Source organism: Nannocystis bainbridge, from assembly GCF_028368995.1.
Lineage (GTDB): Bacteria > Myxococcota_A > Polyangia > Nannocystales > Nannocystaceae > Nannocystis > Nannocystis bainbridge.
On record NZ_JAQNDL010000001.1, the window covers coordinates 1,313,051 to 1,337,988 of the forward strand.

The following is a 24,938-nucleotide window of genomic DNA, read 5'->3' on the forward strand; positions in this document are numbered from 1 at the left end:
ACATCAAGCGCCCGATCTACCTCGACTACGCCGCCACGTGCCCCGTGGACCCACGTGTCCTCGAGGCCATGTTGCCGTATTTCAGCGACCGCTACGGCAACGCCGCCAGCCGCACCCACGTGTTCGGCTGGCAGGCGGAGGAGGCCGTCGAGGCCGCGCGCCGCGAGATCGCCACCTCGCTCAACGCCGACCCGAAGGAGATCACCTTCACGAGCGGCGCCACCGAGTCCAACAACCTGGCGATCAAGGGCGTCGTCGAGTACCTGGCCGAGACCGGCAAGAAGCACATCGTCACCGCCGTCACCGAGCACAAGGCGGTCCTCGACACCTGCAAGCACCTCGAGCGTCACGGCTGCGAGGTCACTTACTTGCAGGTCGCGATCGACGGCCGGATCACCCCGGAGCAGGTCGCGGCGGCCCTGCGGCCCGACACCGCGATCGTCTCGCTGATGTTCGCCAACAACGAGACCGGCGTGATCCAGCCGATCACCGAGATCGGCGCCGCCTGCCGCGCGGCGGGGGTGCTGTTCCACACCGACGCCGTGCAGGCGTTCGGCAAGATCCCGGTCGACGTCGAGGCCATGAACATCGACCTCGCCAGCCTCAGCGCCCACAAGCTCTACGGGCCCAAGGGCGTCGGCGCCCTGTACATCCGTCGCCGCAAGCCGCGCGTCCGGATCGCCCCGCAGATCCACGGCGGCGGCCACGAGCGCGGCACCCGCTCGGGCACCCTCAACGTCCCGGGCATCGTCGGCTTCGGCTACGCGGCCAAGCTGGCGCGCGAGGAGCTGGCCAGCGAGTCGGCCCGCCTGTTCGAGCTGCGCGAGCACCTGCGCCGGCGCCTGGTCACGGAGATCCCGCACGCGATCGTCAACGGTTCGCTCGAGCATCGCCTGCCCGGAACCCTCAACATCAGCTTCGCCTACGTCGAGGGCGAGAGCCTGCTCATGGGACTCAAGGACATCGCAGTCTCCTCGGGCTCGGCCTGCACCTCGGCCAGCCTGGAGCCGAGCTACGTCCTGAAAGCCATGGGCCTCGACGACGAGATGGCGCACTCGAGCCTGCGCATCACGATGGGCCGGTTCACCACCCGTGAGGAACTCGACTTCGTCGCCGACCTCATCGGGCGCGAGGTCGCCCGCCTGCGCGACATGTCCCCGCTGTGGGAGATGGTCCAGGAGGGCGTCGACCTCCGCACCATCGAGTGGACCCCGCACTGATTGACTTCCGGGGCCGCCGGCCCCAATCACTACCCGGCACGAGAGCCCCGGGCCCGAGACAACCGCCATGGCATACAGCAACAAAGTCATCGAGCACTACGAGCACCCGCGCAACGTCGGCAGCCTCGACAAGGGCGACGCCACCGTCGGCACCGGCATCGTCGGCGCCCCCGCCTGCGGCGACGTGATGAAGCTGCAGATCAAGGTCGAGAACGGCGTCATCACCGACGCCAAGTTCAAGACCTACGGCTGCGGCTCCGCCATCGCCAGCTCGAGCCTGGTCACCGAGTGGGTCAAGGGCATGAGCGTCGACCAGGCCATGCAGATCAAGAACAGCCAGATCGCCGAGGAGCTGTCGCTCCCGCCGGTCAAGATCCACTGCTCGGTCCTCGCCGAGGACGCGATCAAGGCCGCCATCCGCGACTTCCAGCAGAAGCAGGGCGGCGCGCCCGCCGGCGAAGACGAGCCCCAGCACTGACCGCCATGCCGAGCCTCACCGTCACCTCGCGCGCCGCCAAGATCATGCGCGACCAGCTGGCCCGCCGCGGCACCCCGCAGGCGGCGATCCGCCTCGGTATCCGCGGCGGCGGCTGCACCGGCTACTCGTACCTGTTCGAGTTCGAGGACAAGCCGCCGCGGGCCAACGACCTGGTCGTCGAGCAGGACGGCGTGCGCGTCGTCGTCGACCCCAAGAGCCTGTTCTACCTCGACGGCACCGAGGTCGACTTCGAGACCGGCATGCGCGGCCACGGGTTCAAGTTCAAGAACCCGAACACCAAGGACGCGTGCGGCTGCGGCGAGTCGATCTCGTTCTGACCGCGGCTGCCCTGCCCCCGCCTCTCCTGAGCGACCTGTCCCTTCGGACCTGCCCGATCGAGCCTGTCCCTTCGGACCTGTCCTTACGATCTCCCCCCGGCCATGTCCGTCGACACCGACCCATTCGCCCTGTTCGACCTGCCGCGCCGGCACGCCGCCGCGCGCGAGGCGATCGAGCAGCGTTACCTCGAGCTGTCGCGGGCAGCCCACCCCGACAACGTCGTCGGCGAGGGCACCGCGGCCCGCCGCGCCGCGGTCGAGCGCGCCAGCGCCATCAACGCCGCCTACCGGACCTTGCGCGACCCGGCCCTGCGCGCCGAGGCGCTGGTCAAGCTCGGCGGCATCGACCTCGACAGCACCGACGCCGAGCGCGGCGCGCCGCACCCGACCCAGGCGTTCCTGCTCGAGATGATCGACCTGCGCGAGCGCCTCGAAGACGGCGGCCCGGCCGGCGTCGCCGCCGTGCGCGACGACGTCGAGGCCCGCAGCGACGCCGCCCTCGACGCCGCGGTCGCGGCCCTCGACGCCGGCGAGGTCCGCCGCGCCGCCGAGCAGCTGGTCGCGCGCCGCTACTTCCAGCGCTTCCTCGACGAGACCGACAGCAGCGCCCCATGACCAGCGTCTCCATCCACGACACCGGCGCGCTGTTCCAGATCGCCGAGCCGACCGACTCGCGCCGCGCCCCACGCCGTCCTGGCCGCGGGATCGGCATCGACCTCGGCACTACCAACAGCCTGGTCGCGCTCGCCCCCCACGGCGCCGCCCCGCGGGTCCTCCGCGACAGCGCGGGCAGCGGCCTGGTCCCCTCGGTGGTCGCCTACACCGCCGATCCCCCGCTGGTCGGCCGCGCCGCCCAGGCGCTGCAGGCGGAGCACCCGAGCCAGGTGCTGAGCAGCGTCAAGCGGCTGATGGGCCGCGGCCTCGCCGACATCAACTTCGCCCACCCGTATCACCTGTCCGAAGAGACACCCGGTCTCCTGCGCATTTGTGTAGGCTCGCCTCCCGGCTCGCAGGTCGGCTCGCTTCCCGGCTCGCAGGACGCACCTGGCCTTTCGGCCAGCTCGCGCCGCGTCACCCCGACGGAGGTGTCGGCGGCGATCTTGCGCGAGCTCAAGCTGCGCGCCGAGGCCGAGCTGGGCGAGCCGTGCGACGGCGCCGTGATCACGGTGCCGGCCTACTTCGACGACGCCCAGCGCCAGGCCACCCGCGACGCCGGGCGCATCGCCGGCCTGCAGGTCTACCGCCTGCTCGCCGAACCGACCGCGGCCGCGCTCGCCTACGGCCTCGACCGCGGCGGCGAGGGCCTGTTCGCCGTCTACGACCTCGGCGGCGGCACCTTCGACGTCTCGATCCTGCGCCTTCACAAGGGCGTGTTCCAGGTCCTGGCGACCGGGGGCGACAGCGCCCTCGGCGGCGACGACTTCGACCGCGCGCTCGCGGCTCACCTGCTCCAAAAGGCAGGTTCTTCCGAGCCCTCGCCCAACCAGCTCGACGCCGCCCGCCTGGCTGCCCGCGCGGCCAAGGAGCGCCTGACCGAAGAGACAGCCACGCGCGTCGCCCTGCCCGGCCTGCCCGAGCTCGAGGTCACGCGCGCCGAGTTCGACGCGCTGATCGAGCCGTTGGCCCAGCGGACCCTCCGCGCCTGCCGCCAGGCGCTCAAGGACGCCGGCCTGCGGGCCCCCGAGCTCGACGGCGTGGTCCTCGTCGGCGGCTCGACGCGGGTGCCGAAGGTCCGCGAGCTGGTGGCCGAAACCTTCAAGCGCCCGCCGCTGGCCGACATCGACCCCGACGAGGTCGTCGCCTGGGGCGCGGCGATCCAGGCCGACATCCTCAGCGGCTCGGCGCGCGAGGGCGTCACCCTGCTCGACGTCGTCCCGCTCTCGCTCGGCCTCGAGACGATGGGCGGCATCGTCGAGAAGATCATCCCGCGCAACGCGACCATCCCGATCGCCGCGCGCCAGGTGTTCACCAACTACGCCGAGCACCAGACCGGCATGGTCATCCACGCGGTCCAGGGCGAGCGCGAGCTGGCCCGCGACTGCCGCAGCCTGGCCCGCTTCGACCTCAAGGGCATCCCGCGGCTGCCGCCGTCGATGGCCCGCGTCGAGGTCACCTTCCAGCTCGACGCCGACGCCCTGCTCACCGTCTCGGCGCGCGAGCTGATGACCGGCGTGCGCCAGTCGGTCGAGGTCAAGCCGACCTACGGCCTGTCCGAGGAGGAGGTCGACCGCCTCGTCATGGACAGCCTCGACCACGCCGGCGACGACTACGCCCGCCGCAACGCCGCCGAGGCGCGCGTCGAGCTCGGCCGCGTCGTCCTGGCCCTGCGCACCGCCGTCACCGAGGTCGGCCACCTGCGCGACCTGCTGCCCGACGACGAGCGCGTCCGCCTCGAGGCCGCGCTGGCCGCCGCCGACGCCGCCATGGCCGACCCCGACGCCGTCGCCGAGCCGCTGAACCGCGCCCGCACTGCGCTCGAGAAGATCAGCGAGCCGTTCGCCCGCCGCCGCATGGAGCGGGCCCTCAACGCCGGCATGGCCGGCAAGAGCCTCCACGACATCGAGCGCGCGCTGGCCGACGAAGAGGCGCTGCAAGAGAAGCGCGCCGGCCACTCCCCCGAGCTGCTCGAACCCGAAGAGCCCTGAGAATCGCATGCCGACCGTCACCTTCATCGGCCCCCATGGCACCAAGGTCGTCGAGGCCGAGCCCGACGAGACCCTGCTCGATCTCGCCGAGCGCCACGACATCATGATGGGCTCCGCCTGCGGAGGCGTGTGCGCCTGCTCGTCGTGCCACTGCTACGTCCGCCAGGGCCTCCCGACCCTGCCCGAGATGTCCGACGCCGAGAGCGACCGCCTCGACATGGGCTTCGACGTCCGCCCCTACAGCCGCCTCGGCTGCCAGGTCAAGATCGGCAAGGCCGACCTCGTCGTCGAGCTCACGCAAGAGTCGATCCGCACCTGGTACGACGAGCACCCCCAGGCGCGCAAGCCCTGAGCGTCCTGCTGTAAGGGACATGCTCGTGAGGCCATGTCCTTCGGGACATGGCGAAAAGAGCATGCCCGCTAGCGCACCTTCGGGTCGTGCGCCGCGAGTCATCGGCGCAACCGAGTAGCGACCCAGCTAGCAGTCGGCGCTGCCACGACCTGTCCGGGTCGCGGCTCATCGGCGCAACCGAGTAGCGCTTCAGCACGAAGCCGGCGCTGCCACGTCCTGCCCGTCGGTTCGCGGGACAACGGCGCAACCGACTGGCGGCCCGCTCGAGGTCGGCGCTGTCACGCCCGATCCGGAACAGCTGATCCCGTCCAGCGAGCTCCGAATCATCGTTCGCTACGAACGCGACGTCGCATCGGAGCGTCGGCTCCTGTGTCGACTTGCCCGAGCCGCTCTCGTGAGCGGCCGACGATCTCGGCGAGCCCGCCGCCACATCCTCTTGAACAGCGTCTCGCGTGCGCTGCGGGCGGCGTGCCGCCATCTGTGCGTCACATTTGGGGCGCTAATCGGGCCCCGTTGTTTGGGGACAAGAGCGGTGTTGCCGCCCGCAGCGTCCGCGAGGTCTGGCGAGCATGGGCCACGTGCGTGATCTGTTGAGGAACACGCGGCCTCACCTTCGCGTCGCCGCGCGCGCCTGCGGTGTGGGGGCTATAGTCGCCGCGTGCACCGTCGCGCCTTTGTCACCGGCACGCTCGCTGCCCTGTCTCTTGGGTCATGTCGCCGCGCTCCCGGCTCGCCCGCCGGCGTTCCCGTCGTCGACTCGCGCTTCGCCGCGCTCGCCGGCTTCTGCGACGGCCTCGCTCCGATAGGCGACGACGAGCGGGCGCGCCGGCGCGAGCGGGCCCAGGCGCTGATGCAAGAACATGGCCTTTCGGCCATGCTCTTCGAGCCAGGTGACTCCCTCACCTACTTCGCCGGCATCCGCTGGGGGCGGAGCGAGCGGCCCATGCTCTATCTATTGCCGGCGCGCGGAGCTGCGGCCCTCGTCGCCCCCGCCTTCGAGTCGCGCACCCTCGCGGAGCGGGCCGGCGACGGCCTCGCCCAGCACCTGTGGCACGAGCACGAATCACCGTTCAGCAAGCTCGCCGAGGCGCTGCGGGCCGCCGGGGTCGAGCGCGGCAAGCTCGGCGTCGACCCTTGGATCCGTCAGTTCATCGTCGACGGGGCGCGCGCGGCCTGCGAGGTCGAGATCGCTCCGGCCACCGACGTGCTCCGCGGCTGTCGCATGATCAAGAGCGCGAGCGAACTCGCGCTCCTGCGGCGCGCCAACGAGGCGAGCAAGGCCGCGCTCAAGGCCGTTTCCGCGCATGTCTCCGAGGGCATGTCCGAAGGACAACTCGCCGAGCTCGTGCATGCCGCCCAGACCGCAGCTGGCCTCGCGGACACGTGGGTGCTCGCGCTGTTCGGCGCCAACGCCTCCTTCCCACACGGCACCCAGGGCGAGAAGCGGCTCGTTCGCGGCGAGCTCGTGCTCGTCGACGCCGGCGGCTCGCTCCACGGCTACCAATCGGACGTCACGCGAACATGGCCTTTCGGACCTGTCTCTTCGGCGCAGGCACGCGCGTGGCAGGCGGTGCATCGGGCCCAGACGGCGGCGCTGGCCGAGCTGCGTCCGGGTCGTCCGTGCGACGCCGCCGACGCCGCGGCGCGCGCGGCGATCGCTGCGGCCGGTTACGCCGCCGACTACGGCAACTTCACGCATCGACTCGGCCACGGCATCGGCCTTCAGACCCACGAGGACCCCTACCTCGTGCGCGGCAATCGCTACCTGCTGCGACCGGGCATGACCATGTCCGACGAGCCAGGTGTCTACTTGGTTGGTGAACTCGGAGTCCGCCTCGAGGACATCGTCGCCATCACCGACGGGGAGCCCGAGGTATTCGGCCCGCGGGCCGGTTCGATCGAAGCGCCGTTCGGGTGACGAGCCTCCGCTCCGCGTGCGCGTCCTTGATCTCCCATGGCCGCAGGTCGGGGTGGTATAGGCCCTGACACACCGGAGAAGGAAATTGCCGCAGCTCATCCTTGAAGACCTGAACCTCGAGACCGCGGAGCGGCGTCTGTGCTCCGAGGCGCTCAACACCGCCGGTAACATCGTCGGCGCTGCGGACCTGCTGGGCATCACCCGTCACGCGTTGAAGCGACGGATCATCAAGCTCGGCATCGAGTGGCCGCCCGCGCGCGGCAGCCGTCCCGAGCCCACGACCTAGGAATTACGGCGGAGCGGCGGCGCGGGTGACATGGCTCTTGGGCCAGGTGAGCACCGACGCTGACGCTCCGCGATCGACGAGCGCGCGGACGGGGGCGCCCGCGCGCGCGGACCGTGTCAGCGCCCGGTGAAGTTCGGCGTCCGCTTCTCCACGTACGCCACCAACCCCTCGGTCGCGTCGCTGCTCTGGAACAGCCGCTGCTGCAGCTCGCGCTCGAGCGCCAGCCCGTCGAGCAGGCTGAGCTCGCCGCCCGTCTGACACGCGCGCTTGAGCAGGCCGACCGCCATCGACGCCTTGGCCGGCGGCACGAACCGCTTGGCGTACTCGCGGACCTGGCCGACGAAGTCCGCCGCGCTCGGGGCGTCGAACACCTTGTTGACGATGCCGAGCTTGAGCGCCTCGTCGAAGTCCATCGTCCGGCCCTCGGCCATCATCTCGATCGCCGCCGACTTGCCGATCAGCCGCGTCAGTCGCTGCGTGCCGCCGGTGCCGGGCAGCACCCCGAGCGCCACCTCGGGCAGCCCGCACTGACCGGCGCCGCGGCGGGCGATCCGGAGGTCGGCGGCCAGCGCGATCTCGAGGCCGCCGCCGACGCAGTGGCCGTTGAGCGCCGCGATGACCAGCTTCGGCGTCTGCTCGAGCCGCCCGATCGTCTCGTTGGCGTGCAGGCAGAAGTTGTACTTGAACGTCGGGTCGGCGCCCTTGAGCATGCGGATGTCGGCGCCCGCGCAGAAGAACTTCTCGCCCGCGCCGACGATCACGATCACGTGCGCCTCCGCGTCGAAGCGGGCGCGCAGGATCGCCGCGTCGAGGTCCTGCATCATCGCGTACGAGTAGCAGTTGGCGGGCGGGACGTTGATCGTGAGCTGGGCGACGCCGCCCTCGGCGTGGTATTCGACGTGAGGCATGCCCGGGCTTATACCCGATCCTGTGCACGTTCACCGCGTCCGCGTCGGCTTCGGCGACTGCGATCCCGCAGGCATCGTCTACTTCCCGCGCTTCTTCCACTTCTTCCACGAGGCGATGGAGACGTGGTTCGGTGAGGTGCTGGGCCTGCCGTACGCCGAGATGATCCGCGGCCGCGGCCTCGGCTTCCCCGCCGTCCACACCGAGGCCGACTTCGCCATTCCATGCGCCTTTGGCGACGAGATCGCGGTCGAGCAACGCGTCATCGGCCTCGGCCGCACCTCGATCCGCTTCGCCTACCGCGTGCGCACCCACGGCGTCCCCGACTCGCCCGTCCGCCTCACCGGCACCACGGTTTCGGTCGTCATGGACCTCGACCCGAGCCGCCCGACCTTCCGCCGCCCCGTCGAGCTGCCGGCCGACCTGCGCGCCCGCATCGAGCCGCTGCTCGTCGCCTCGTGACGCTGTCGGGTCGCGTCGACGACACGGCCGACGCGTGACCGAGCAACCGTCGCTCGGCTCGACGGGCGGGGCGTCGTTGGCACGGGAGCCGCCACGATGTCATCGGGGGAGCAGCCGCGCTCCGTAGCGACGGCTTGGTCGGCCTGGTCGTCGGTCAGCGTGGTCGGCGGTCGACGTCGATCTTTGCGTTTCGCCGCCCTCGCGGCCTCACCGCCGCGACGCTGCGGGCTCGTCGAACATCCTCCCGCTCGACAGGCCGCGCGCCGCTTGGCACAGTCCGCCGCACGATGAGCGAGTCGCTGACCCTCGCCCCGACCGCCGACCCGCAGGTGTTCCTCGCGCCTGACGGCCGCCGCCTCTCACCACCCCCGGGCTGGACTTGCCTGCCGCCTGGCGACGCCGCCCTGACCCGCCGCGTCAAGCTGGCCGGCCCGTCGTGGGCCGTCGTCGAGAAGAAGGGCCGCAAGCTGTTCTCGCGCGGCCTGTGGGCCCCCGCCGCCACCATCGAATCGCTGCGGGTCACCCTCGACGCCGAGCGCTCGACCGAGGCCCACGCCAAGAAGCGCGCCGCCGACGTCGCTCGCCGCGAGCGGACCCAGGCCGCCTACGTCGTCACCTTCGAGCAGTCCGTGCTCGAGTTCCTGCGCTTCGCTCCGCTCTGGGACACGCTCGCCCGCACCGTCGCCGCCCGCGTCGCCGCCCACGCCACCCCGGTCGGCAGCGGCACCGTCGCCCGCACCGAGCGGATCCCCGTCGAGGAACGGGCCCGCGCCGCCGTCATCGCCTGGATGCGCCACCAGACCACCGGCTACGACGACATGCAGATCGCCCGGGTCAAGGGCGCCCGCCGCGAGGTCCGCCGCGAGCTCGCCGACATCTCTCGCGCCGTGCTCGACCTCCACCGCCGCGACGAGGCCCACACCGCCCGCGCCTGCCCGCTGTGCCAGGCCGCCGCCGCGCCCGCGTGACCGCCTGCGCTTCGGGACATGCCCCAAAGCGCATGTCCCTTTGAACATGGCGCCGAGGCCATGCTCTCCGGGCCAGGTACGCGAATGCCTGGACTCCCGCCGTCGAGCTCCCGGCCGCCCAGCGCGTGACGTGCGGTCCCCGCCCTCACTCCGTCAACCCGAGCGCCGCCACGAACGCCGCGAAGACGGGCGCCGCCACGATCCAGCGGTTGCCCTCGCTCCGGGACCACCGCAGCCGCAGCACCTGCGGCTGGACGGCATCGAAGCGATAGTCGAGCACGATCGGCGCGTCGGAGCCGGGCCCGAAGTCGCCGACGATCAGCGCGAGGTCCGGATCGATGCCATCCGGGTCGGCCATGGGGTCGCGCCAAAAGCTCGGGTACTTCGACATCGCCGCCCGGACCGTCGTGAACGGCGGTCGCGCCAGACAGAGCCCGTCCTCCTCGGGCGCGAGCGCCTGGATCCGCGCCAACTTGGCCCACGGCGCTCGCTGCTGGCTCAGCACCTCCTCGCGGGTGCGAGGCCAGCGGCCCGCGTCGAGCAGCACCTGCAGCAGCGGCGGCGGCGGCAGCACGATCGCAGCCTAGCACCCCGCGAGTCGGCATCGTCGCTCTTCTCGAAGTCCCTGCCGCTCGCATTTTCTCGCCGCGCGCGGCTACCATCGTCGGTGGTGACCCGCCCCTCGCCCTTCGTCCGCCTCGGGTTCGCCGTGCGTCGCGGCTTCGGGCGCTTCACCCCCGATCCCTTCGTCGTCGCCGTCGCCATGACGCTCGTCACCCTCGTCGCCGGCCTCGTCGCCCTCGGTGACGGCGCCGGCGGCCTCGTCCCCGTCCTCCGCCTGTGGAGCGCCAGCGGCGGCCTGTGGTCGCTGCTGGCCTTCGCCGGCCAGATGGCGCTCATGCTGACCCTCGGCACCGCCCTCGCCGCCGCCCCGCCCGTGCGGCGCGGCCTCGAAGCCCTCGCCCGTCGGGCCAGCGGCCCGCGCGGCCTCGTCGGCCTGGTCGCCTTTGGCTCCTGCACCCTCTGCCTCTTCAACTGGTCGCTCGGCCTCGTCTGCGGCGCCATGTTCGCCCGCACCGCCGGCGACGAGGCGCGCCGTCGCGGCCTCGCCGTGCACTACCCGCTCCTGTGCGCCGCCGGCTACGCCGGCATGATGGTGTGGCACGGCGGCCTGTCCGGCACCGCCCCGCTCAAGGCCACCACCCTCGCCGACCTCACCGAGGTCCTCGGCCCCGAGCTCGCCGCTCGCGTCGGCCCGATCGGCCTCGACGCCAGTCTGCTCGGCGGCCTCAACCTCGCCGTCACCGGCGGCCTGTGGCTGCTGGCCCCGCTCGTGTTCATGGCCCTCACCCCGGCCGCCGGCGCCGACCCCGACCCGCAGCCCGCCCCGCCCCCGGGACATGTCCTCCTCGACATTGTTGAAGGGACATGTCCCGAGGAACATGCCCCTTCGACCACGGGCGCCCCCTCGACCGGAGCCACCAGCGCTCTGCCCGCCCCGTCCGGCCCGCGGGCTCCCGCCGCCCCGCCCGTGAGCGGTCTCGACTGGCTCGAGCGCTCGCCGCTGGTCGTGTGGGCGCTGGCGCTGCCGGCCGCGGCCGCGCTGGTATTTGCGCTCGGCGACACCGCCGGCCCGGCGCTCGACCTCAACGCCATCAACCTCGCGCTGTGGGTGCTCGCCCTGGTCCTGCACGGCCGCCCCGACGCCTTCGTGCGCGCCTGCGACGGCGGAGCCCGGGCCTCCGCCGGCATCCTGCTGCTGTTCCCGCTCTACGGCGGCATCATGGGCGTCATGAAGGGCACCGGCCTGGCCGCGGCGCTCGCCGGCGCGTTCGCGGCCGCCGACCCGCGCGTCTTCACCACCCTCACCTTCGTCTCGGCCGGCTTCCTCAACCTCTTCATCCCCTCGGGCGGCGGCCAGTGGGCCGTGCAGGGGCCGATCGTCATGAGCGCGGCGCTCGAGCGCGGCGTCGACCCGACCCACGCGATGCTGGCGATCGCCTACGGCGACCAGTGGACCAACATGCTGCAGCCGTTCTGGGCCGTCCCGCTGCTGGCGATCACCGGCGTGCGCGCGCGCGACATCATCGGTTACTGCACCCTGTGGCTGCTCGCCGGCGGCCTGTGGATCGCCGCCTGCCTGTTCCTCGCCTCGCTGTGACCGCAGGGCGTGATTCCGGCGCCTCCCGCTGTGGGCCTCGCCAGTCGCCGCATCCTCGTCGCTGCTTCGCTGTGATCCACGGCCCCGCCTCGCGGGGACTCGCAGTCCGCGAGTCGCCAGAAATGTCCCTTCGAGCATGCCCCTTAAAACATGTCTCTTCGAGCATGCCCTTTCAGACATGCTCTCTCACACCGCCGGCCTCACAGGCACAGCGACACCAGATCGCCGATCACTTCCTTGCACGTCGTCCCCTCCGCGCACACCGGCGCGTCGGGCGAGCCCGTGCACAGGGCCGCGCACATCCCGGTGAGCGTCCCCGCGTCGACCTCGAAGCACACCAGGCCCTTCGCGCAGTCGTCGAGCCCGCTGTGCGGCTGGTCCTGGACCGTGCACGCCTCACCGACCGCCGCGCCCGGATTGGCCGCCGGCACGCACGCGATCGCCGTCAATGTCCCGTCGTCGCCGACGGGCGCGCACTTCTGACCGTCGGGGCAGTCCTGCACCCACGGATCGCAGTCGAGCTGCACGCCCATGTCGGGCGCCGCGTAGATGAACGCCCCGCCCTCGCTCGAGCTGCTGCAGCTCACGCACTCGGTCGTGCTCGTCTCGCCGCCCTCGCTGCCGCTGCTCGTCCCGGTCCCGCCGATCGTCCCGCTCGACGTCGGCGCGCTCGTCAGCGTCGTCCCCTCGGTCGTCGAGGACGTCGAGCCTGTCACTTCGGTGGTCGCGTCGCCCGACTCGCTGTCGCCCTTGTCGGTCCCGCAGGCCGCCCCGAGCAGCGCCAGCCCGACCGCCCAGCCCCACCCGCCCGGGGCTGTCCCTTCGGCCAGATGAGTCCCGCAGAACGGGCACACGGACTCGGCGATGCGGAGATGGCGGGCACAGCCGGAGCAGGGCTTCATCACCCTCACGCTACCGCCGCCGCCGCTTGCGGGCAACTCACGGGGCCGGGGCCGCGAGCGCCGTCGCCCTCACACGAATTCTCGAGCCGCCGAATGCCCCGATCGAGCTCGTCCTTCGCCCCGCGTCGAGCCGCGAGCGATCGCCGTCATAGCTCGCCGAGCGGCGTGCCCGGGCCGAAGAACGCCACCTCTCGCCCGCAGCGCGGCCCCTCGATCGTCACCGGCCCCGCGCCGGCAGCCTTCGGCTCACGCACCACGCGGAACAGCCCGTGGGCGAACGCCTGATCGTCGGCGCCCGCGACCTGCTCGACGCGCTCGCGTAGGCCCATCCGATCCATCTCGAGCGCGCGGTGATGGCAATAGGGGTTGTTGCCCGGGCGCCCGAGCAGCGGCTCGCTCATCGCCGTGCAGCCGCCCATGCAAGTGTCGGCGTAATAGCACTCGCGGCAATAGCCCCACAGCGAATCGAGGCCGCGCTGCTCGACGTAGCGGATCTCCGGCGCCCGCTCCCACAGCGCGCGCAGCCCGTGGTCGCGCCAGTTGCCGCCGGCGTTGACCGCACCGCCGACGCTCGGGCACGACTTGATGGTCCCGTCGGCCTCGATCCCGAGCCCGGTGCGCCCCGCCGAGCAGCCCTTGTAATGCCCGTCCTCCTGCTGCAGGCGGCGCAGCTTGCCCTCGAGCGGGCCGAAGTAGCCGAGGTTGTTGCCCGGCCAGAACCGCAGCTTGCGGGCCGCGCAGCGGGCGATCACGCGGTCGAGCATGGGGAACAGCTCGAGCAGTTCGAATGGTTGCAGCAGCAGCTCGGGGTGGTCGGCCGCGTTGCCGTGCGGCATCGTCAAGAACATCTGCCACACCTCGGCCCCGGCGTCGGCCAGCAGCTCGCCGAGCGGCAGCAGCTCGCGCCAGGTCAGCCGGTTGATCTGCGTGTTGGCGGCGATGCGCGCCCCCGCCTTGCGGCTGTGCGCCAGCGCCTCGAAGCAGCGGCGCCACCCGCCCGGCGTCCCACGCAGCGTGTCGTGGCTGGCCTCGAGCCCGTCGATCGACACCGACACCAGCTGCAGCCCGGCCTCCACCAGGGCGTCGGCGCGGGTCTGGGTCAGCCCGAGCCCGCCGGTGGTCAGCGAGCAGCTCATGCCGCGCTCGCGGATGCGCCGGATGACCCAAAGGACATCTGCGCGCAGGTAGGCCTCGCCGCCGATCAGCGCCACCTCGCCGACACCGAGCTCGGCCAGCTCGTCGACCAGGCGCAGCGCCTCGTCGGTCGTCAGCTCGTCCGGCCGCGCGGTCCCGGCGCGAGGGCCGCACGCCTGACAGCGCTGGTCGCAGGCGCGCGTGAACTCCCACACCGCCAGCGCTGGCCGCTGGACCGCGCCCCGCGGCGGCGGCAGCACGCGGCGGCCGCGACCCGGCGGCAGCGACTCCACCACCGGCAAGCGCCGGCGCGCCTCACGGAGCTTCACCAGGGCCACGCTAACACGGTCCCGGCGCCGCTCTTTCGCGTGTGATCCAAATCGGCTCGCCGCGCTGCGAACAGTCTTGCACACCCGCCGCCCCGCCCTCACGTTCCAGGGAGCAACATGCCCGCACCCGAGACCTCTCCGCGACCTGCGACGACGACTTCCCGTCTTCGAGAGCCCCCCTTCACCCTCCTGCGCAGGGCGATGGGCGACGGGCCCACGCGGCGGCGCAAGCTGCTCGGCCTGGCGCTGGCGCTGCGCAGCTACGGCGACGAGCGGCAGGTGATGCCGAGGCTGCAGCGCCTCAAGGAGCTGGGGTGGGTCGACGAGATCCCGACGCGGATCCAGCGAATGCTCGGCGCGATCGACATGATGCGGTTCTTCATCGTGCCATGCGCGGCCGACTATTACCGGTCGAAGGGCATCAACTTCTATTTTCACACCCTGCTGCGCTTCCTCGACGACCCCTCGTCGCTCATCGATCCCACGGGCTTCAACAGCGGGCGCGACACCATCATCGGCCACGTCCTCCAGGTCGTGCACGCCAACCCCGACTACGACCTGCAGCTGCTCGACTCGTTCCCCGACGGCCTGCACGCGATGGAGGAGCAGATCCTGGCGATCCTCGGCGGCACCCACCCGCGCGCCGCCTCGCTGCTCGCCACCGTCGAGGACCCGGAGTACCACGCCCGCCTGCTCGACCACGTGCGCGAGTTCCGGCGCCGCCAGCCGACGAGCGCCTCGCTGGTCCGCGAGAACATCCTCGGCGACGCCCACTTCCGGGTGCTCGAGCGGACCTTCGGCGAGCTGCCCCGGGCCATGCGCTACTTCAGCAAGCTGCCCCGCAGCCCGCTCGCGGCCGCCCGCCACCTGCTGTCGGTGCGCGAGTTCCCGCTGCACCTGGCCGAGGCGCTCTACAGCGAGCGGCCGGCCCCGCCCGAGGCGCTCTACGCCGAGCCGCCGGCCCCGGCCGAGACATGACCTTCAGGGCATGTCCACGAGGGCATGCCCCATGGGACATGCCTCCGGCGACATGTCCTCACGGACAGTCGGTAATGATGCGGTCGACGCCCCAGGCGGCGACCTCTTGCTTGCGCAGCAGGCTGTTGACGGTCCACACCCCGACCACCAGTCCCTGGGCCCGGTAGCGGGCCACGGTGGCGGCGGTGGTGAGGCGGTGGTCGAGGTGCACGGCGCCGCAGCCGAACGCCTGGGCGCCGCCGACGTGGAGGAACGGCGGGCTCTGGGCCGCGAGCAGCAGCGCGTGCTCGTAGGCGCTGCCCGACGCGCGGGCGGCCAGCAGCAGGCGCGGGTCGAAGCTCGACAGGATCACCTTCGGGCGGCCGGCCAGCAGGGCCACCGTCTTCTGCGCCACCGCCGGGCCGCCGGCCTTGAGCTCGACGTTCAGCCAGCGGTCGGTCGGCCACACCGCCAGCAGGTCGCCCAGCCGCGAGATCCGCTGGTTGCGGTGCAGCTGCACCTGCGCCAGCTCGTCCCACGTCGTGTGCTCGATCCGCTGCTGGCGGCCCGCCAGGCGGATCAGGTCCGGGTCGTGGAACACCACCACCTCGCCGTCGCGGGACAGCTGCACGTCGAGCTCGACGCCGTCGGCGCCGCGCTCCAGCGCGTGGAGAAACGCGGGCAGCGTGTTCTCGAGGTGAGCATCGCTGGCGCCGCGGTGCGCGAGGATCAACATGGCCCGGGTTATGGCACGACTCGCGCGCGGGCTGTAGTCCTCGTCCGCTCTCGCCGGCGCGTCGACTCACGGCGATCGGCCGGGCGGCCGCGGGGCCGCGGGGCCGCGGAGCCGCAGGGCCGCGGAGCCGCAGGGCCGCAGCTCATGGGTGCTTGTCGCCGACGTCGCAGAGGAAGCGGTAGCTGCTCGCGCCCTCGCCGAAGCTCACGGTCGCGTAGCTCTTGGCGGTGCCGTCCGGGTTCCACTTGTAGATCATCGAGCAGCCGGCGCAGTGGTCCTCGTCGGGCTGATCGGCGTAGGGAGTGTCGCGGACCCAGTAGGGTTGGTCGTCGCCGGCGCGCCAGCCGGGGCAGTCGTTCGAGTTGAGCGCCTTCATCTCGCAGGTGGCCCCGACCGCCGTGGGATAGATGGCGAGGATCGCCAGGTAGTCGACGTTCGCCGCCACCGAGCCGCCGCCGACCGGGGCGATGTTGCTGGTGGTCGCGACCTCGTACGACGACTTCACGTGCGCCGGCGTGCGCGTGACGAGCAGGTGCATGCCGTACTTCTTGCACACCTCCTCGGCCTTCTTGGCGCCCTTGTCGCTCTCGAGGCCGAACTCGCTGTCGACCTTGAGGAACGTGTAGCCGCCGCCGTCGCTGTCCATGTCGCACCACGCCTCGACGCTGGTCTCGCCGCCGAGCGCCTCGGGCCACAGACGGTATTTGCCGGTGCTGGCGCGCGGCACCAGCGTCTTGACCTGCAGGCAGCTCCTGGCCTCGACGCACGACGACATGCAGCCGTCGGTCTCGTCGGTGTTGTTGTCGTCGCAGTCCTCTTCGCCGTTGATGATCGCGTCGCCGCAGCGGGGCCCCGGCTCGCACGCGGTGGTGCAGCCCTCGTAGGCCTCGTCGTCGTTGGCCGGGCCGGCGTCGCACTGCTCGAGCTCGGCGCGGACGAAGCCGTCGCCACAGCGGGCGTGCTGACACGCGCCGACGCACGCGTCGGTGTCGTCGTCGTTGCCGTCGTCGCACGCCTCGCCGGCCTGGAGCACCCCGTCGCCGCAGGTCGTCGGCGTGCAGTCCGACTTGCAGGCGTCGAGCTCGTCGTCGTTGCCGTCGTCGCACTGCTCGTCGCCGGCCACCACCCCGTCGCCGCACACCGGCGGCACTTCGGTCGTGACCGTCGGCTCGCTCGAAGTCGTCAGCGGCGGGGTCGAGGTCGTCGTCGCCTCGGTCGTCGTCGTGCCCGGATCGCCGGTGGTCGCGGTGTCGGCCAGCGCCGCGCAGGCGAAGTCGCCCTCGCGGCAGCCGGACGAGTGACAGGCGGGCACCGTCGCCAGCGCAGCGGCGGCGAAGAGACCAGGGAGGAGGGCTCGGGACGCGGCGGCCATGGCGAGTCGGAAGCAGCGGGTCAGAAGCGGGCCACGAGGCCGGCGCCGAACGGGGCGCCGGTGAGCGTGGCGCGGCCCGGGCGGAGCTGCCGGCGGGCCAGGAGGTAACGGGTCAGCAGCGCCACACCTGCCCCGAAGGCCAGGCCGACTCCGGCGCCGAGGAACATCGCCGCCGCCCCCTCGCGCCGCAGCGGCGAGAGGTCGAGCGCCGCGTCACTCTTGCCGCCGTCGTGGAGCATCTTCTGCACGCGCTGCCACTCGGTGACGTACCACGCCACCCCGACGATGGCGAGCGTCCCCCCGCCCGCGAGCTCGCCCCACAGCGCCCGGTCGCGGGCTCCGAGCCCCGCGGTGAGCGCACTCGCCCCGAGCCCGAGCCCCGCGCCGATCATCGCCGTGCCGGTGTGGGTCGCGTTGACGGCGGACACGTACGCGGCGTTGTCGGGCGCCGGCGTGAACACGCGATAGACATGACGGTCGCGCAAGACGAGGCCGATCCCCGTCCCCAGCGTCAGCCCGCCGGTGAGCCCGAGCCCGAGTCCGAGCCCCAGCCGCGCGTCCGGCGACAGCCGCACCTCCGGGGTCGGGGCCGCGGGGCCGCGGCGCGGCGCCTGGCCGGCCGGGACCTGGGGCGAGACGGCGACCACGAGCGCCAGCGCCGACGCGACGACCGAAGCGACCATCCGTCCCGGCAATAGCATCCTTCCTCGCCGCTTGCACCCCCGGGGGCGTGCGCGCGGGCGCGTCCCCGGCGGCGCGGGACGTCGCCTGCATGTGGTACACGCGTCGTATGGTCTCGCCCCAGGACCCGAGCGCGCCGGGCCCTTCCCCGTCGCCCCGCCCTGTCCCGCGCTGGTCGGTCGGCGCCCTCGCGCTCGTGCACGCGGGCATCTTCGCCTGGGCCGCCAGCGTGCTCCCGTGGCAGCGCTGGACCGCCTTCGCGGCGCTGACCGCCGGCCTCGCGCTCGCCCACGCCGTCACCGCCGCGTTCGCGCTCGCCGGCAGCCGCCACCGCGCCCGCGTGTGGCGGATCGGCTCCGCGCTGTCGCTGCTCTACCTCGCCATCCAGACCCTCATCGCCGCGCGCGCCGGCACCTACGTCGCCGCCCTCTACGGCGGCCTCGGCAAGGGCGTGTTCGCGGCCCTGGCCGCGCTGTGGGCCGTGCTCGTGCTCGTCACCTTGCCGTTCGCCGTGTGGGGCCTGGCCGCCACCGGCGGCCTCGGGTCCGGCCCCGGCCTGCGCCGCCGCGTCACTGGCGGCCTCGCGATCCTGCTCGCCCTGGTCACCACCTCGCTGTGGCGGGCCGCCGCCGCCGCCGCCGCCGAGCCGATCGCCGTGATCGATCACGACCCCGCGGCCCTCGCCGCGGCGATCCAGGACGTCCTCCCGCGCGTGCCGGCGCGCAAGGGCGCCGACCTGTCCCTTTGGACACGTGCCCCGATCACCTGCGACTTCCCCGTCGACCGCCCGACCGCCTTCGTCGTCTACCCCGTCGCCGACAAGCCGGCCAAGAAGGGCCAGGGCATCAAGCTGCGCCCCGCGGCCCGCTGCGTCCAGGCCGACGACCCCGCCGGCCTCGTCGCCGCGCTCGGGGCCGTGGTCGCCGACGCCGGCGCGCCCGGGCCGATGAAGATCGACGTCGTCAGCGGCGCCCAGCCGCTGCGCGACGACTCGCCCGGCCCCTTGCCCCTGCTCCTCCGGCCCGGCCTCGACGGCGCCTGCGACGGCGCGCGCTGCCTGCTGCCGTGGCAGCTGCTCGGCCTCCATCAATTCCTCACCTACACCCCGCTGCCGTTCATCGAGGACCTGCGGTTCGGCGCCGCGCCGGCGGCCCTGCGCAAGGCCCTCGCACGCAAGGGCGACCCCGCCCCCGAGCCCGACGTCGGCATCGAGGGCCTCACCCGCCTCGCCACCGTCAGCCTCGTCGTCGACGGCGCCGGCGTCGTGCGCCCGCTGCCGCGCTTGCGCGACCCGATCGATCGACTCGACGCCGACCTGCTCGCCGACTCCGTCGCCGGCGCCGAGGCCCACATCCTCGCCGCCCAGGGCGACGACGGCCGCTTCCGCTACCTCCTGCACCCCTTCACCGGCAAGGTCACCTGGCGCGGCTTCGCCGTCCCGCGCCAGGCCGGCACCACCCTCGCCCTGTGCGAGCTCGGCAGCGACGCCGCCGTGCCCGCCGCCCGCAAGTCGCTGGCGATGCTCGCCGGCCTGCGCAAGGACTACCCCGGACCTGGCCATTCGGTCCTGTCCTATCAGGAAGGTCGGCCGCCGACCCTCGGCGACCTCGGCAGCACCGCCCTGCCGCTGATCGCCTTCCTCACCTGCCGCGATCGCACCGGCCCCGAGCACGACGAGCTCATCGGCGCGCTCGGCCGCTACCTCCTGGCGATGCAGCGCCCCGACGGCGGCTTTCATGCCCGCGTCACCCTCGCCACCGGCGAGGCCCACGTCGGCCCCGACCTGCTCTACGCCGCCGGCCAGGCGGTCTACGCCCTGGTCCTGCTCGAGCAGCTGACCGCGCGCGGCGCGAGCGAGCTGCTGCCCGCGCACGCCGAAGTCAAGGCCGCCGTCGCCCGCGCGATGGACTACTTCGCCGACGACTACTGGGCCCACGGCCTCTACGGCTTCTTCTTCCTCGAGGAGAACTGGCACTGCCTGGCCGCCCGCGCCGCTCTCGGCGTCCACCGTCACCCCGGCTACGAGCGCTTCTGCCTCGACTACGTCGATTTCAAGCAGCGCCTGATCATGGACGAGTCGAGCGGCGTCGCCCCCGAGCTGGTCGGCTCGTACGGCTTCGGCAACGTGCTCATCCCCCACAACACCCCGTCGGCCGGCTTCGGCGAGGCCATGGCCGCGGCCATGGCCGTGCGCGCCGCCGACGGCCAGCCGCGCCCCGAGGACGCGGCGCTGATGACGAAGGTGCTGACCTTCCTGATCGAGCAACAATGGTCGGCCGCCAACTGCTTCGCGTGCTCGCGCGAGCAGAAAGTCATCGGCGGCTGGTCGGAGTCGATCGGCTCGCTCGACGTGCGCATCGACTACACCCAGCACGCCTGGTCGGCCCTCGGCCACGGCGGCCGCGAGCTCGGCCTGCTGCCGCGGAGCGGCGGTGGCTGACCCCCGCGGCGGCGCCGAGCGGCCTGCCCCCGGGGACATGTCCCACGGGCCAGCCGACTCCGCCGCCGTCGCGCCTGCCCTCGAGGTCATACATGCCCCCGGGGACATGTCCCACGGGCCAGCCGATACCGCCGCCTCCGCGCAGACGCCTGTCCCCCGAGACATGTCCTCCGGGCCAGCCGATACCACCATCCATCCTGGCCCCATGCCTACCCCCCCGGGCATGTCCTCCGGGCCCTTCGACCCCCACGCCTCCGCCGTCTGGCCGTGGCTGGTCGGCCTGGTGCTGGTCGGCCTGTCGCTGTCGCCGATGCTGCGCCCGCTCGGCTACGACTCGTTCCCGTTCTCGAGCTTCCCGATGTTCGCCCACGGCCGCAAGGACGCCGTCACCAACGTGCACCGCGCCGTGGCCGTCGGGCCCGACGGCGCCAAGGTCTCGCTGCCCCCGCGCGCCCTCGGCAGCGACGAGGTCCTGCAGGCCGACGTCACCCTGCGCCACGCCATCCGCCGCGGCAAAAAGGCCAGCGCCGCGCTGTGCCGCACCGTCGCCCGCCGGATCGCCGGCGACCCGGCCCACGCCGACGCCGTCGCCGTCGAGCTGCTGACCGAGCGCCACGACGCCCTCGCCTACTTCGCCGGCGACACCACCCCGCTGGCCCCACCCAAGCGGCAAGCCCGCTGCAAGATCGCGCGATGAAGGACACGCCCTCCGACGCGACGCATGCCCCCAAGGACATGCCCCTGAAGCCAGGTCCGAACGGACAGGGCTGTTCGGACATGCTCTCCCGGGCAGCCCGCGCCGTCGACCGCTGGTACCGCCCGGTCGCCGCGCCCGAGCGCCTCGCGGCCCTGCGGATCCTCGTCGGCGGGTTCGCCGTCGCCTACCTCGCCCTGCGTCTGCCCAACCTGCTCGGCCTGCACGGCCTCGGCGGCTTCCGTCCGGTCGGCGTCGTCTCGGTCCTCGCCGCCCCGCTGACGACCGCCGCCGTGATCGTCCAGGCCGTGCTCGCCCTGCTGCTCGGCCTCGCCTTCGCCTTTGGCCTCGCCTTCCGCGTCAGCGGCCCCGCCTTCGCCTTCGTCCTGCTGTGGGTGCTGAGCTACCGCAACGCCTGGGGCATGATCTTCCACACCGAGAACCTGCTGGTCTTGCACACGCTCGCGCTCGGCTGCTCGCCCGCCGCCGACGTCTGGTCGCTCGACGCCCGCCGGGCCCGTCGCCGCGGCGCCCCCGAGCCTGTCCCTTCGACCAGGTACGGCTGGCCGGTGCGCCTGCTCGGCCTGCTCACCGTCGGCACCTACTTCGTCGCCGGGGTCGCCAAGCTGCGCCTGTCCGGCCTCGGCTGGGCCACCTCCGACCTGCTGCGCAACTACATCGCCTACGACAACCTGCGCAAGCACCTGCTCGGCGACTGGTACTCGCCGTTCGGCGCCTGGCTGGTCGGTCACGCCTGGCTGTTCCCGCCGCTGGCGACCGCCAGCCTCCTGCTCGAGCTGCTGGCCCCGATCGCCCTGCTCGGGCCCCGGATCGCCCGCGTCTGGTCGCTGCTGGCCTGGGGCTTCCACTTCGGCGTGTGGGCGATCATGGCGATCTTCTTCCCCTACCCGCTGCTCGGCCTCGCCTTCGCCCCGCTGTTCGCCGTCGAGCGCCTGCCGCTGCTGCGCCGCCTGGCCCGCAGCGCGGGCTGACCGCCGAGGCGTCGAGGGGACATGTCCCTCGGGACATCCTCCGCCTCTTCGCCTCGTCCGCGACCCGCCGGCCGCGGACGCCCCCAGGTGCTACGCCGCCTGGCCCACAGCGCAGGCTGACCGCCGAGACCTCGAGTGACCTGTCCCTCGGGACATCCTCCGCGCCTCGTCGCATCCGTGATCCGCCGGCCGCGGACGCCCGCCGGTACATGTCCCTTCGACCAGGTGATCCGCCCCCGCTCGACCACAGCGCCGTATCGTGACCTGTCCCTTCGGCCAGCCCCATCGCCCCATCGCTCCTTCCCCTTGGACCCGCCGTTCGCCGCCCGCCGCCCACCGCTGGACCGGGCCCGCCCGGTGTGCCACGCTACGCGCGCCGATGTCCTTGCGCTCGCGCGTCTGTCACCTCCTCCTCGCCGCTCTGGCCGCCTGTGAGCCGCCAGTGGCGCCCGCGGCCGCCAGCACTCCGCCGGCGCCGCTCCCCGCTCCCGCGCCTGCTCCGGCGCCTGCTCCGGCTCCTGCGGCCCCGACCCCTGCCGCTCCGCCCGCCCCGGCCACCCCCTACCGCGCGCTGGCCGGCATCGAGTACGTCGAGCTGGTCACCGCCCGAGCTGACCCCGAGGCCAGGTTGCCGCTGATCGTCGTCATCCACGGCCTCGGTGACCGCCCCGAGCGGTTCTCCGTGCTCGTCGACGACCTCCCGGTCGCCGCGCGCATCATCCTCCCGCGCGGCCTCGACCCCGTCGAAAGCGGCTGGTCGTGGTTCCCGATCCGCGCCCGCAGCCCCGACGTCAGCGGTCTGGCCGGCGGCATCGCCCGCGCCGGCGACGCCCTGCTCCCGTTCGTGCGCGAGCTCGTCACCACCCGCCCCACCGTCGGCAAGCCGATCGTCACCGGCTTCTCGCAGGGCGGCATGCTCTCGTTCTACCTCGCCGTCCGCGCCCCCGAGCTGTTCGCGGCCGCCTTCCCGATCGGCGGCTGGCTGCCGCCGCCGCTGTGGCCGCGCAAGAAAGCGACCGTCACGATCCCGATCGAGGCCCTCCACGGCGCGGTCGATCAGGCCGTCAAGCTCGCGCCCACCCAGCAGGCCGTCGAGCGCCTGCAAGACCTCGGCTGGCCGGCCAAGCTCGAGGTCTGGCCCGACGTCGGCCACGCCGTCCCTCCTGCCATGCGCCACGACCTCCACCAGCGCATCAAGAAGGCCCTGCCATCGCCATGAACGACCCCAACCTCAACTCGGGCCCGGCCAAGAAGCAGCGCAAGCTGCGGACCTACCCCGGCCTCGGCCCCCGCGACTTCATGCACCCGTGGGACATCAAGGCCACCGCCGCGCTCCACCGCGTGCCCGGCTTCGACCGCCTGATCGCCAAGGTCATGGAGTACGGCCTCGAGCGGATCCTCTACCTCGAGAACATCGCCGACAACGTGCGCGTGACCGAGAAGATGTTCCCGCGGCTGTACCGCTACCTCAAGTGGAGCTGCGCCATCCTCGGGGTCGAGGAGCCGGAGCTGTACGTCAGCCTCGATCCGGCGCCCAACGCCTACACCTACGGCCACACGCGGCCCTTCATCGTCCTCACCTCCGGCCTCATCGACGTGCTCGGCGAGCAGGAGCAGTTCTACGCGGTGGCCCACGAGGTCGGCCACATCAAGTGCGAGCACTCGCTCTACACCACGGTCGCCCGCAACATCGCCGCCGTGATCGAGATCTTCAGCCAGGCCACGCTCGGCCTCGGCTCTCTGCTCGGCAAGGGCATCGAGCTGCCGCTCTACGACTGGATGCGCAAGAGCGAATTGTCGGCCGACCGCGCCGCGCTGATGTGCGTGCAGGACAAGGACGTCGCCCTCCGCACCTTCATGAAGCTCGCCGGCGGGGCCCAGAAGCTCTACGCCGAGATGGACCAGGACGAGTTCCTGCGCCAGATCCGGGCCTACGAGGAGGCCGACGAGTCGACCCTCAACAAGGTCTACAAGTTCCTCATCACCGCCATGCGCACCCACCCGTTCCCGATCCTGCGCGCCAAGCACCTCGACGAGTGGATCACCAGCGGCGACTACGACAAGCTCGCCCGCACCGCCAGCAGCGAGTGACGGCCGCGCAGTCTCGCGCCCCGTGTAACTTCGCCGCCTCGCCCGCGTAGTCCCGAGCGCCCGCCATGTTCACCACCACGCGAAGACTGTTCGTCGGTTTGCTCGCCCTCGCCGCCGCCTGCGGCACCACCGAGCCGGGCCACAAGAAGCCCGCCCCCGCGGCCACGCCCGCGCCCACGCCGAGCGGCGCCACCGAGCTCGGCTACTTCGCCGGCGGCTGCTTCTGGGGCGTCGAGCATTTCCTCGAGCAGATGCCCGGCGTGCTCGACGTCGAGTCGGGCTACATGGGCGGCGCCGTCGAGGCCCCCACCTACGAGCAGGTCTCGAGCGGCGTCAGCGGCCACGCCGAGACCGTGCGCGTCACCTTCGATCCGCAGCAGGTCGGCTACGAGGCGGTGGCCAGGCGCTTCTTCGAGATCCACGACCCCACCGAGGTCGATCGCCAGGGCCCCGACATCGGCCCGCAGTACCGCTCGGCCGTGTTCGTCACCGGCCCCGAACAGCGCGCCGCCGCCGAGTCGCTGATCGCTCGCCTCAAGGCCAATGGCTACGCGGTCGCCACCACGGTCGAGGACGCCGGCAAGTTCTGGTCGGCCGAGGAGTACCATCAAAATTATTATGTGCGCACCCGCAAGACCCCCTATTGCCACATGCCGGTGCCACGATTCGACCAGCCCTCCAGCTCGTGATCGTGCGCCCCGGCTTTGACGGGCCCAGGGCTCGGTCCGCGGCGCCCGTGCGCGGCCCGAATCAGCGCACGCGACTGACAGCTTGACGCAGAGGTCCCGCGAGGCCGTGGTCGCTCAGTCTCGCCGATCGGCGGCCCTCGTGCGCGAGCACGACCTGAAATCCGCGCGCTCTCGGTGCCGCGATCGT

At 72.5% G+C, this 24,938-nt stretch carries 25 protein-coding genes; 18 read left to right on the top strand and 7 right to left on the bottom strand.

Features of this window, described 5'->3' with window-relative positions; all coding sequences use genetic code 11:
* The first annotated feature begins 2 nt into the window (after positions 1-2).
* From POL25_RS05175 to POL25_RS05210, 8 genes are all read left to right on the top strand, one after another.
* The gene (locus POL25_RS05175) at positions 3-1,220 is read left to right on the top strand and encodes an IscS subfamily cysteine desulfurase (protein WP_272087237.1); all 1,218 of its coding nucleotides are present in this window, start codon (positions 3-5) and stop codon (positions 1,218-1,220) included.
* 67 nt (positions 1,221-1,287) lie between these two features.
* Positions 1,288-1,698: a Fe-S cluster assembly scaffold IscU gene (gene iscU / locus POL25_RS05180; protein WP_272084717.1), complete on the top strand. Its 411-nt coding sequence runs from the start codon at positions 1,288-1,290 to the stop codon at positions 1,696-1,698.
* A 5-nt stretch (positions 1,699-1,703) separates the two neighbouring features.
* Complete coding sequence (locus tag POL25_RS05185; protein ID WP_272084718.1) at positions 1,704-2,036, top strand: HesB/IscA family protein; 333 nt, start codon at positions 1,704-1,706, stop codon at positions 2,034-2,036.
* Between the two features lie 102 nt (positions 2,037-2,138).
* Complete coding sequence (hscB, locus tag POL25_RS05190; RefSeq protein WP_272084719.1) at positions 2,139-2,651, top strand: Fe-S protein assembly co-chaperone HscB; 513 nt, start codon at positions 2,139-2,141, stop codon at positions 2,649-2,651.
* Positions 2,648-4,681, top strand: a complete 2,034-nt coding sequence (gene hscA, locus POL25_RS05195) for a Fe-S protein assembly chaperone HscA (RefSeq protein WP_272084720.1) — start codon at positions 2,648-2,650, stop codon at positions 4,679-4,681. The genes hscB and hscA overlap by 4 nt, the downstream gene beginning before the upstream one ends.
* A gap of 7 nt (positions 4,682-4,688) precedes the next feature.
* Positions 4,689-5,033, top strand: coding sequence for a 2Fe-2S iron-sulfur cluster-binding protein (locus POL25_RS05200; protein ID WP_272084721.1), 345 nt, complete (start codon positions 4,689-4,691; stop codon positions 5,031-5,033).
* A 658-nt stretch (positions 5,034-5,691) separates the two neighbouring features.
* Entirely contained in the window at positions 5,692-6,951 is a 1,260-nt protein-coding gene (locus tag POL25_RS05205; protein ID WP_272084722.1) for a M24 family metallopeptidase, read from the top strand.
* Between the two features lie 85 nt (positions 6,952-7,036).
* On the top strand, positions 7,037-7,237 hold the full coding sequence (locus tag POL25_RS05210) for a helix-turn-helix domain-containing protein (protein WP_272084723.1): 201 nt from the start codon (positions 7,037-7,039) through the stop codon (positions 7,235-7,237).
* A gap of 116 nt (positions 7,238-7,353) precedes the next feature.
* Here POL25_RS05210 and POL25_RS05215 read toward each other — a convergent pair whose 3' ends face one another.
* Entirely contained in the window at positions 7,354-8,145 is a 792-nt protein-coding gene (locus POL25_RS05215) for an enoyl-CoA hydratase/isomerase family protein (RefSeq protein ID WP_272084724.1), read from the bottom strand.
* A 22-nt stretch (positions 8,146-8,167) separates the two neighbouring features.
* Between POL25_RS05215 and POL25_RS05220 the strand changes: the two genes are divergently transcribed.
* Both POL25_RS05220 and POL25_RS05225 read left to right on the top strand, forming a co-directional pair.
* A complete protein-coding gene (locus tag POL25_RS05220) occupies positions 8,168-8,605 on the top strand; it encodes an acyl-CoA thioesterase (RefSeq protein WP_272084725.1) in 438 nt (145 codons plus the stop codon).
* Positions 8,606-8,892: 287 nt separating this feature from the next.
* A complete protein-coding gene (locus tag POL25_RS05225; RefSeq protein WP_272084726.1) occupies positions 8,893-9,573 on the top strand; it encodes a DUF2293 domain-containing protein in 681 nt (226 codons plus the stop codon).
* 145 nt (positions 9,574-9,718) lie between these two features.
* Here the strand turns inward: POL25_RS05225 and POL25_RS05230 are convergent, their stop codons facing one another.
* Positions 9,719-10,147 (bottom strand): hypothetical protein, encoded by a 429-nt coding sequence (locus POL25_RS05230; protein ID WP_272084727.1) that lies wholly within the window; start codon positions 10,145-10,147, stop codon positions 9,719-9,721.
* 96 nt (positions 10,148-10,243) lie between these two features.
* Here POL25_RS05230 and POL25_RS05235 point away from each other — a divergent pair, with 96 nt between their 5' ends.
* The gene (locus POL25_RS05235) at positions 10,244-11,734 is read left to right on the top strand and encodes a TIGR00366 family protein (RefSeq protein ID WP_272084728.1); all 1,491 of its coding nucleotides are present in this window, start codon (positions 10,244-10,246) and stop codon (positions 11,732-11,734) included.
* Between the two features lie 200 nt (positions 11,735-11,934).
* Here POL25_RS05235 and POL25_RS05240 read toward each other — a convergent pair whose 3' ends face one another.
* Positions 11,935-12,636, bottom strand: a complete 702-nt coding sequence (locus POL25_RS05240) for a hypothetical protein (protein WP_272084729.1) — start codon at positions 12,634-12,636, stop codon at positions 11,935-11,937.
* A 146-nt stretch (positions 12,637-12,782) separates the two neighbouring features.
* Positions 12,783-14,099, bottom strand: a complete 1,317-nt coding sequence (locus tag POL25_RS05245; RefSeq protein ID WP_272084730.1) for a radical SAM/SPASM domain-containing protein — start codon at positions 14,097-14,099, stop codon at positions 12,783-12,785.
* Between the two features lie 201 nt (positions 14,100-14,300).
* Here POL25_RS05245 and POL25_RS05250 point away from each other — a divergent pair, with 201 nt between their 5' ends.
* Positions 14,301-15,077, top strand: coding sequence for a hypothetical protein (locus POL25_RS05250; protein ID WP_272084731.1), 777 nt, complete (start codon positions 14,301-14,303; stop codon positions 15,075-15,077).
* Between the two features lie 58 nt (positions 15,078-15,135).
* Here POL25_RS05250 and POL25_RS05255 read toward each other — a convergent pair whose 3' ends face one another.
* The 3 genes from POL25_RS05255 to POL25_RS05265 form a co-directional block, all read right to left on the bottom strand.
* Entirely contained in the window at positions 15,136-15,792 is a 657-nt protein-coding gene (locus POL25_RS05255; RefSeq protein ID WP_272084732.1) for a glycerophosphodiester phosphodiesterase, read from the bottom strand.
* 142 nt (positions 15,793-15,934) lie between these two features.
* The gene (locus POL25_RS05260) at positions 15,935-17,164 is read right to left on the bottom strand and encodes a DUF4215 domain-containing protein (RefSeq protein ID WP_272084733.1); all 1,230 of its coding nucleotides are present in this window, start codon (positions 17,162-17,164) and stop codon (positions 15,935-15,937) included.
* A 20-nt stretch (positions 17,165-17,184) separates the two neighbouring features.
* Positions 17,185-17,847: a hypothetical protein gene (locus tag POL25_RS05265; RefSeq protein WP_272084734.1), complete on the bottom strand. Its 663-nt coding sequence runs from the start codon at positions 17,845-17,847 to the stop codon at positions 17,185-17,187.
* Between the two features lie 107 nt (positions 17,848-17,954).
* Here POL25_RS05265 and POL25_RS05270 point away from each other — a divergent pair, with 107 nt between their 5' ends.
* The 6 genes from POL25_RS05270 (at position 17,955) to msrA (ending at position 24,751) form a co-directional block, all read left to right on the top strand.
* The gene (locus POL25_RS05270) at positions 17,955-20,285 is read left to right on the top strand and encodes a prenyltransferase/squalene oxidase repeat-containing protein (protein ID WP_272084735.1); all 2,331 of its coding nucleotides are present in this window, start codon (positions 17,955-17,957) and stop codon (positions 20,283-20,285) included.
* 223 nt (positions 20,286-20,508) lie between these two features.
* The gene (locus POL25_RS05275) at positions 20,509-20,982 is read left to right on the top strand and encodes a hypothetical protein (protein WP_272084736.1); all 474 of its coding nucleotides are present in this window, start codon (positions 20,509-20,511) and stop codon (positions 20,980-20,982) included.
* Between the two features lie 80 nt (positions 20,983-21,062).
* Complete coding sequence (locus POL25_RS05280) at positions 21,063-21,971, top strand: HTTM domain-containing protein (protein ID WP_272084737.1); 909 nt, start codon at positions 21,063-21,065, stop codon at positions 21,969-21,971.
* Positions 21,972-22,350: 379 nt separating this feature from the next.
* Entirely contained in the window at positions 22,351-23,190 is an 840-nt protein-coding gene (locus tag POL25_RS05285) for an alpha/beta hydrolase (protein WP_272084738.1), read from the top strand.
* The gene (locus POL25_RS05290; protein ID WP_272084739.1) at positions 23,187-24,062 is read left to right on the top strand and encodes a M48 family metallopeptidase; all 876 of its coding nucleotides are present in this window, start codon (positions 23,187-23,189) and stop codon (positions 24,060-24,062) included. The genes POL25_RS05285 and POL25_RS05290 overlap by 4 nt, the downstream gene beginning before the upstream one ends.
* A gap of 65 nt (positions 24,063-24,127) precedes the next feature.
* Positions 24,128-24,751, top strand: a complete 624-nt coding sequence (gene msrA / locus POL25_RS05295; RefSeq protein ID WP_272084740.1) for a peptide-methionine (S)-S-oxide reductase MsrA — start codon at positions 24,128-24,130, stop codon at positions 24,749-24,751.
* Positions 24,752-24,938: the final 187 nt, after the last annotated feature.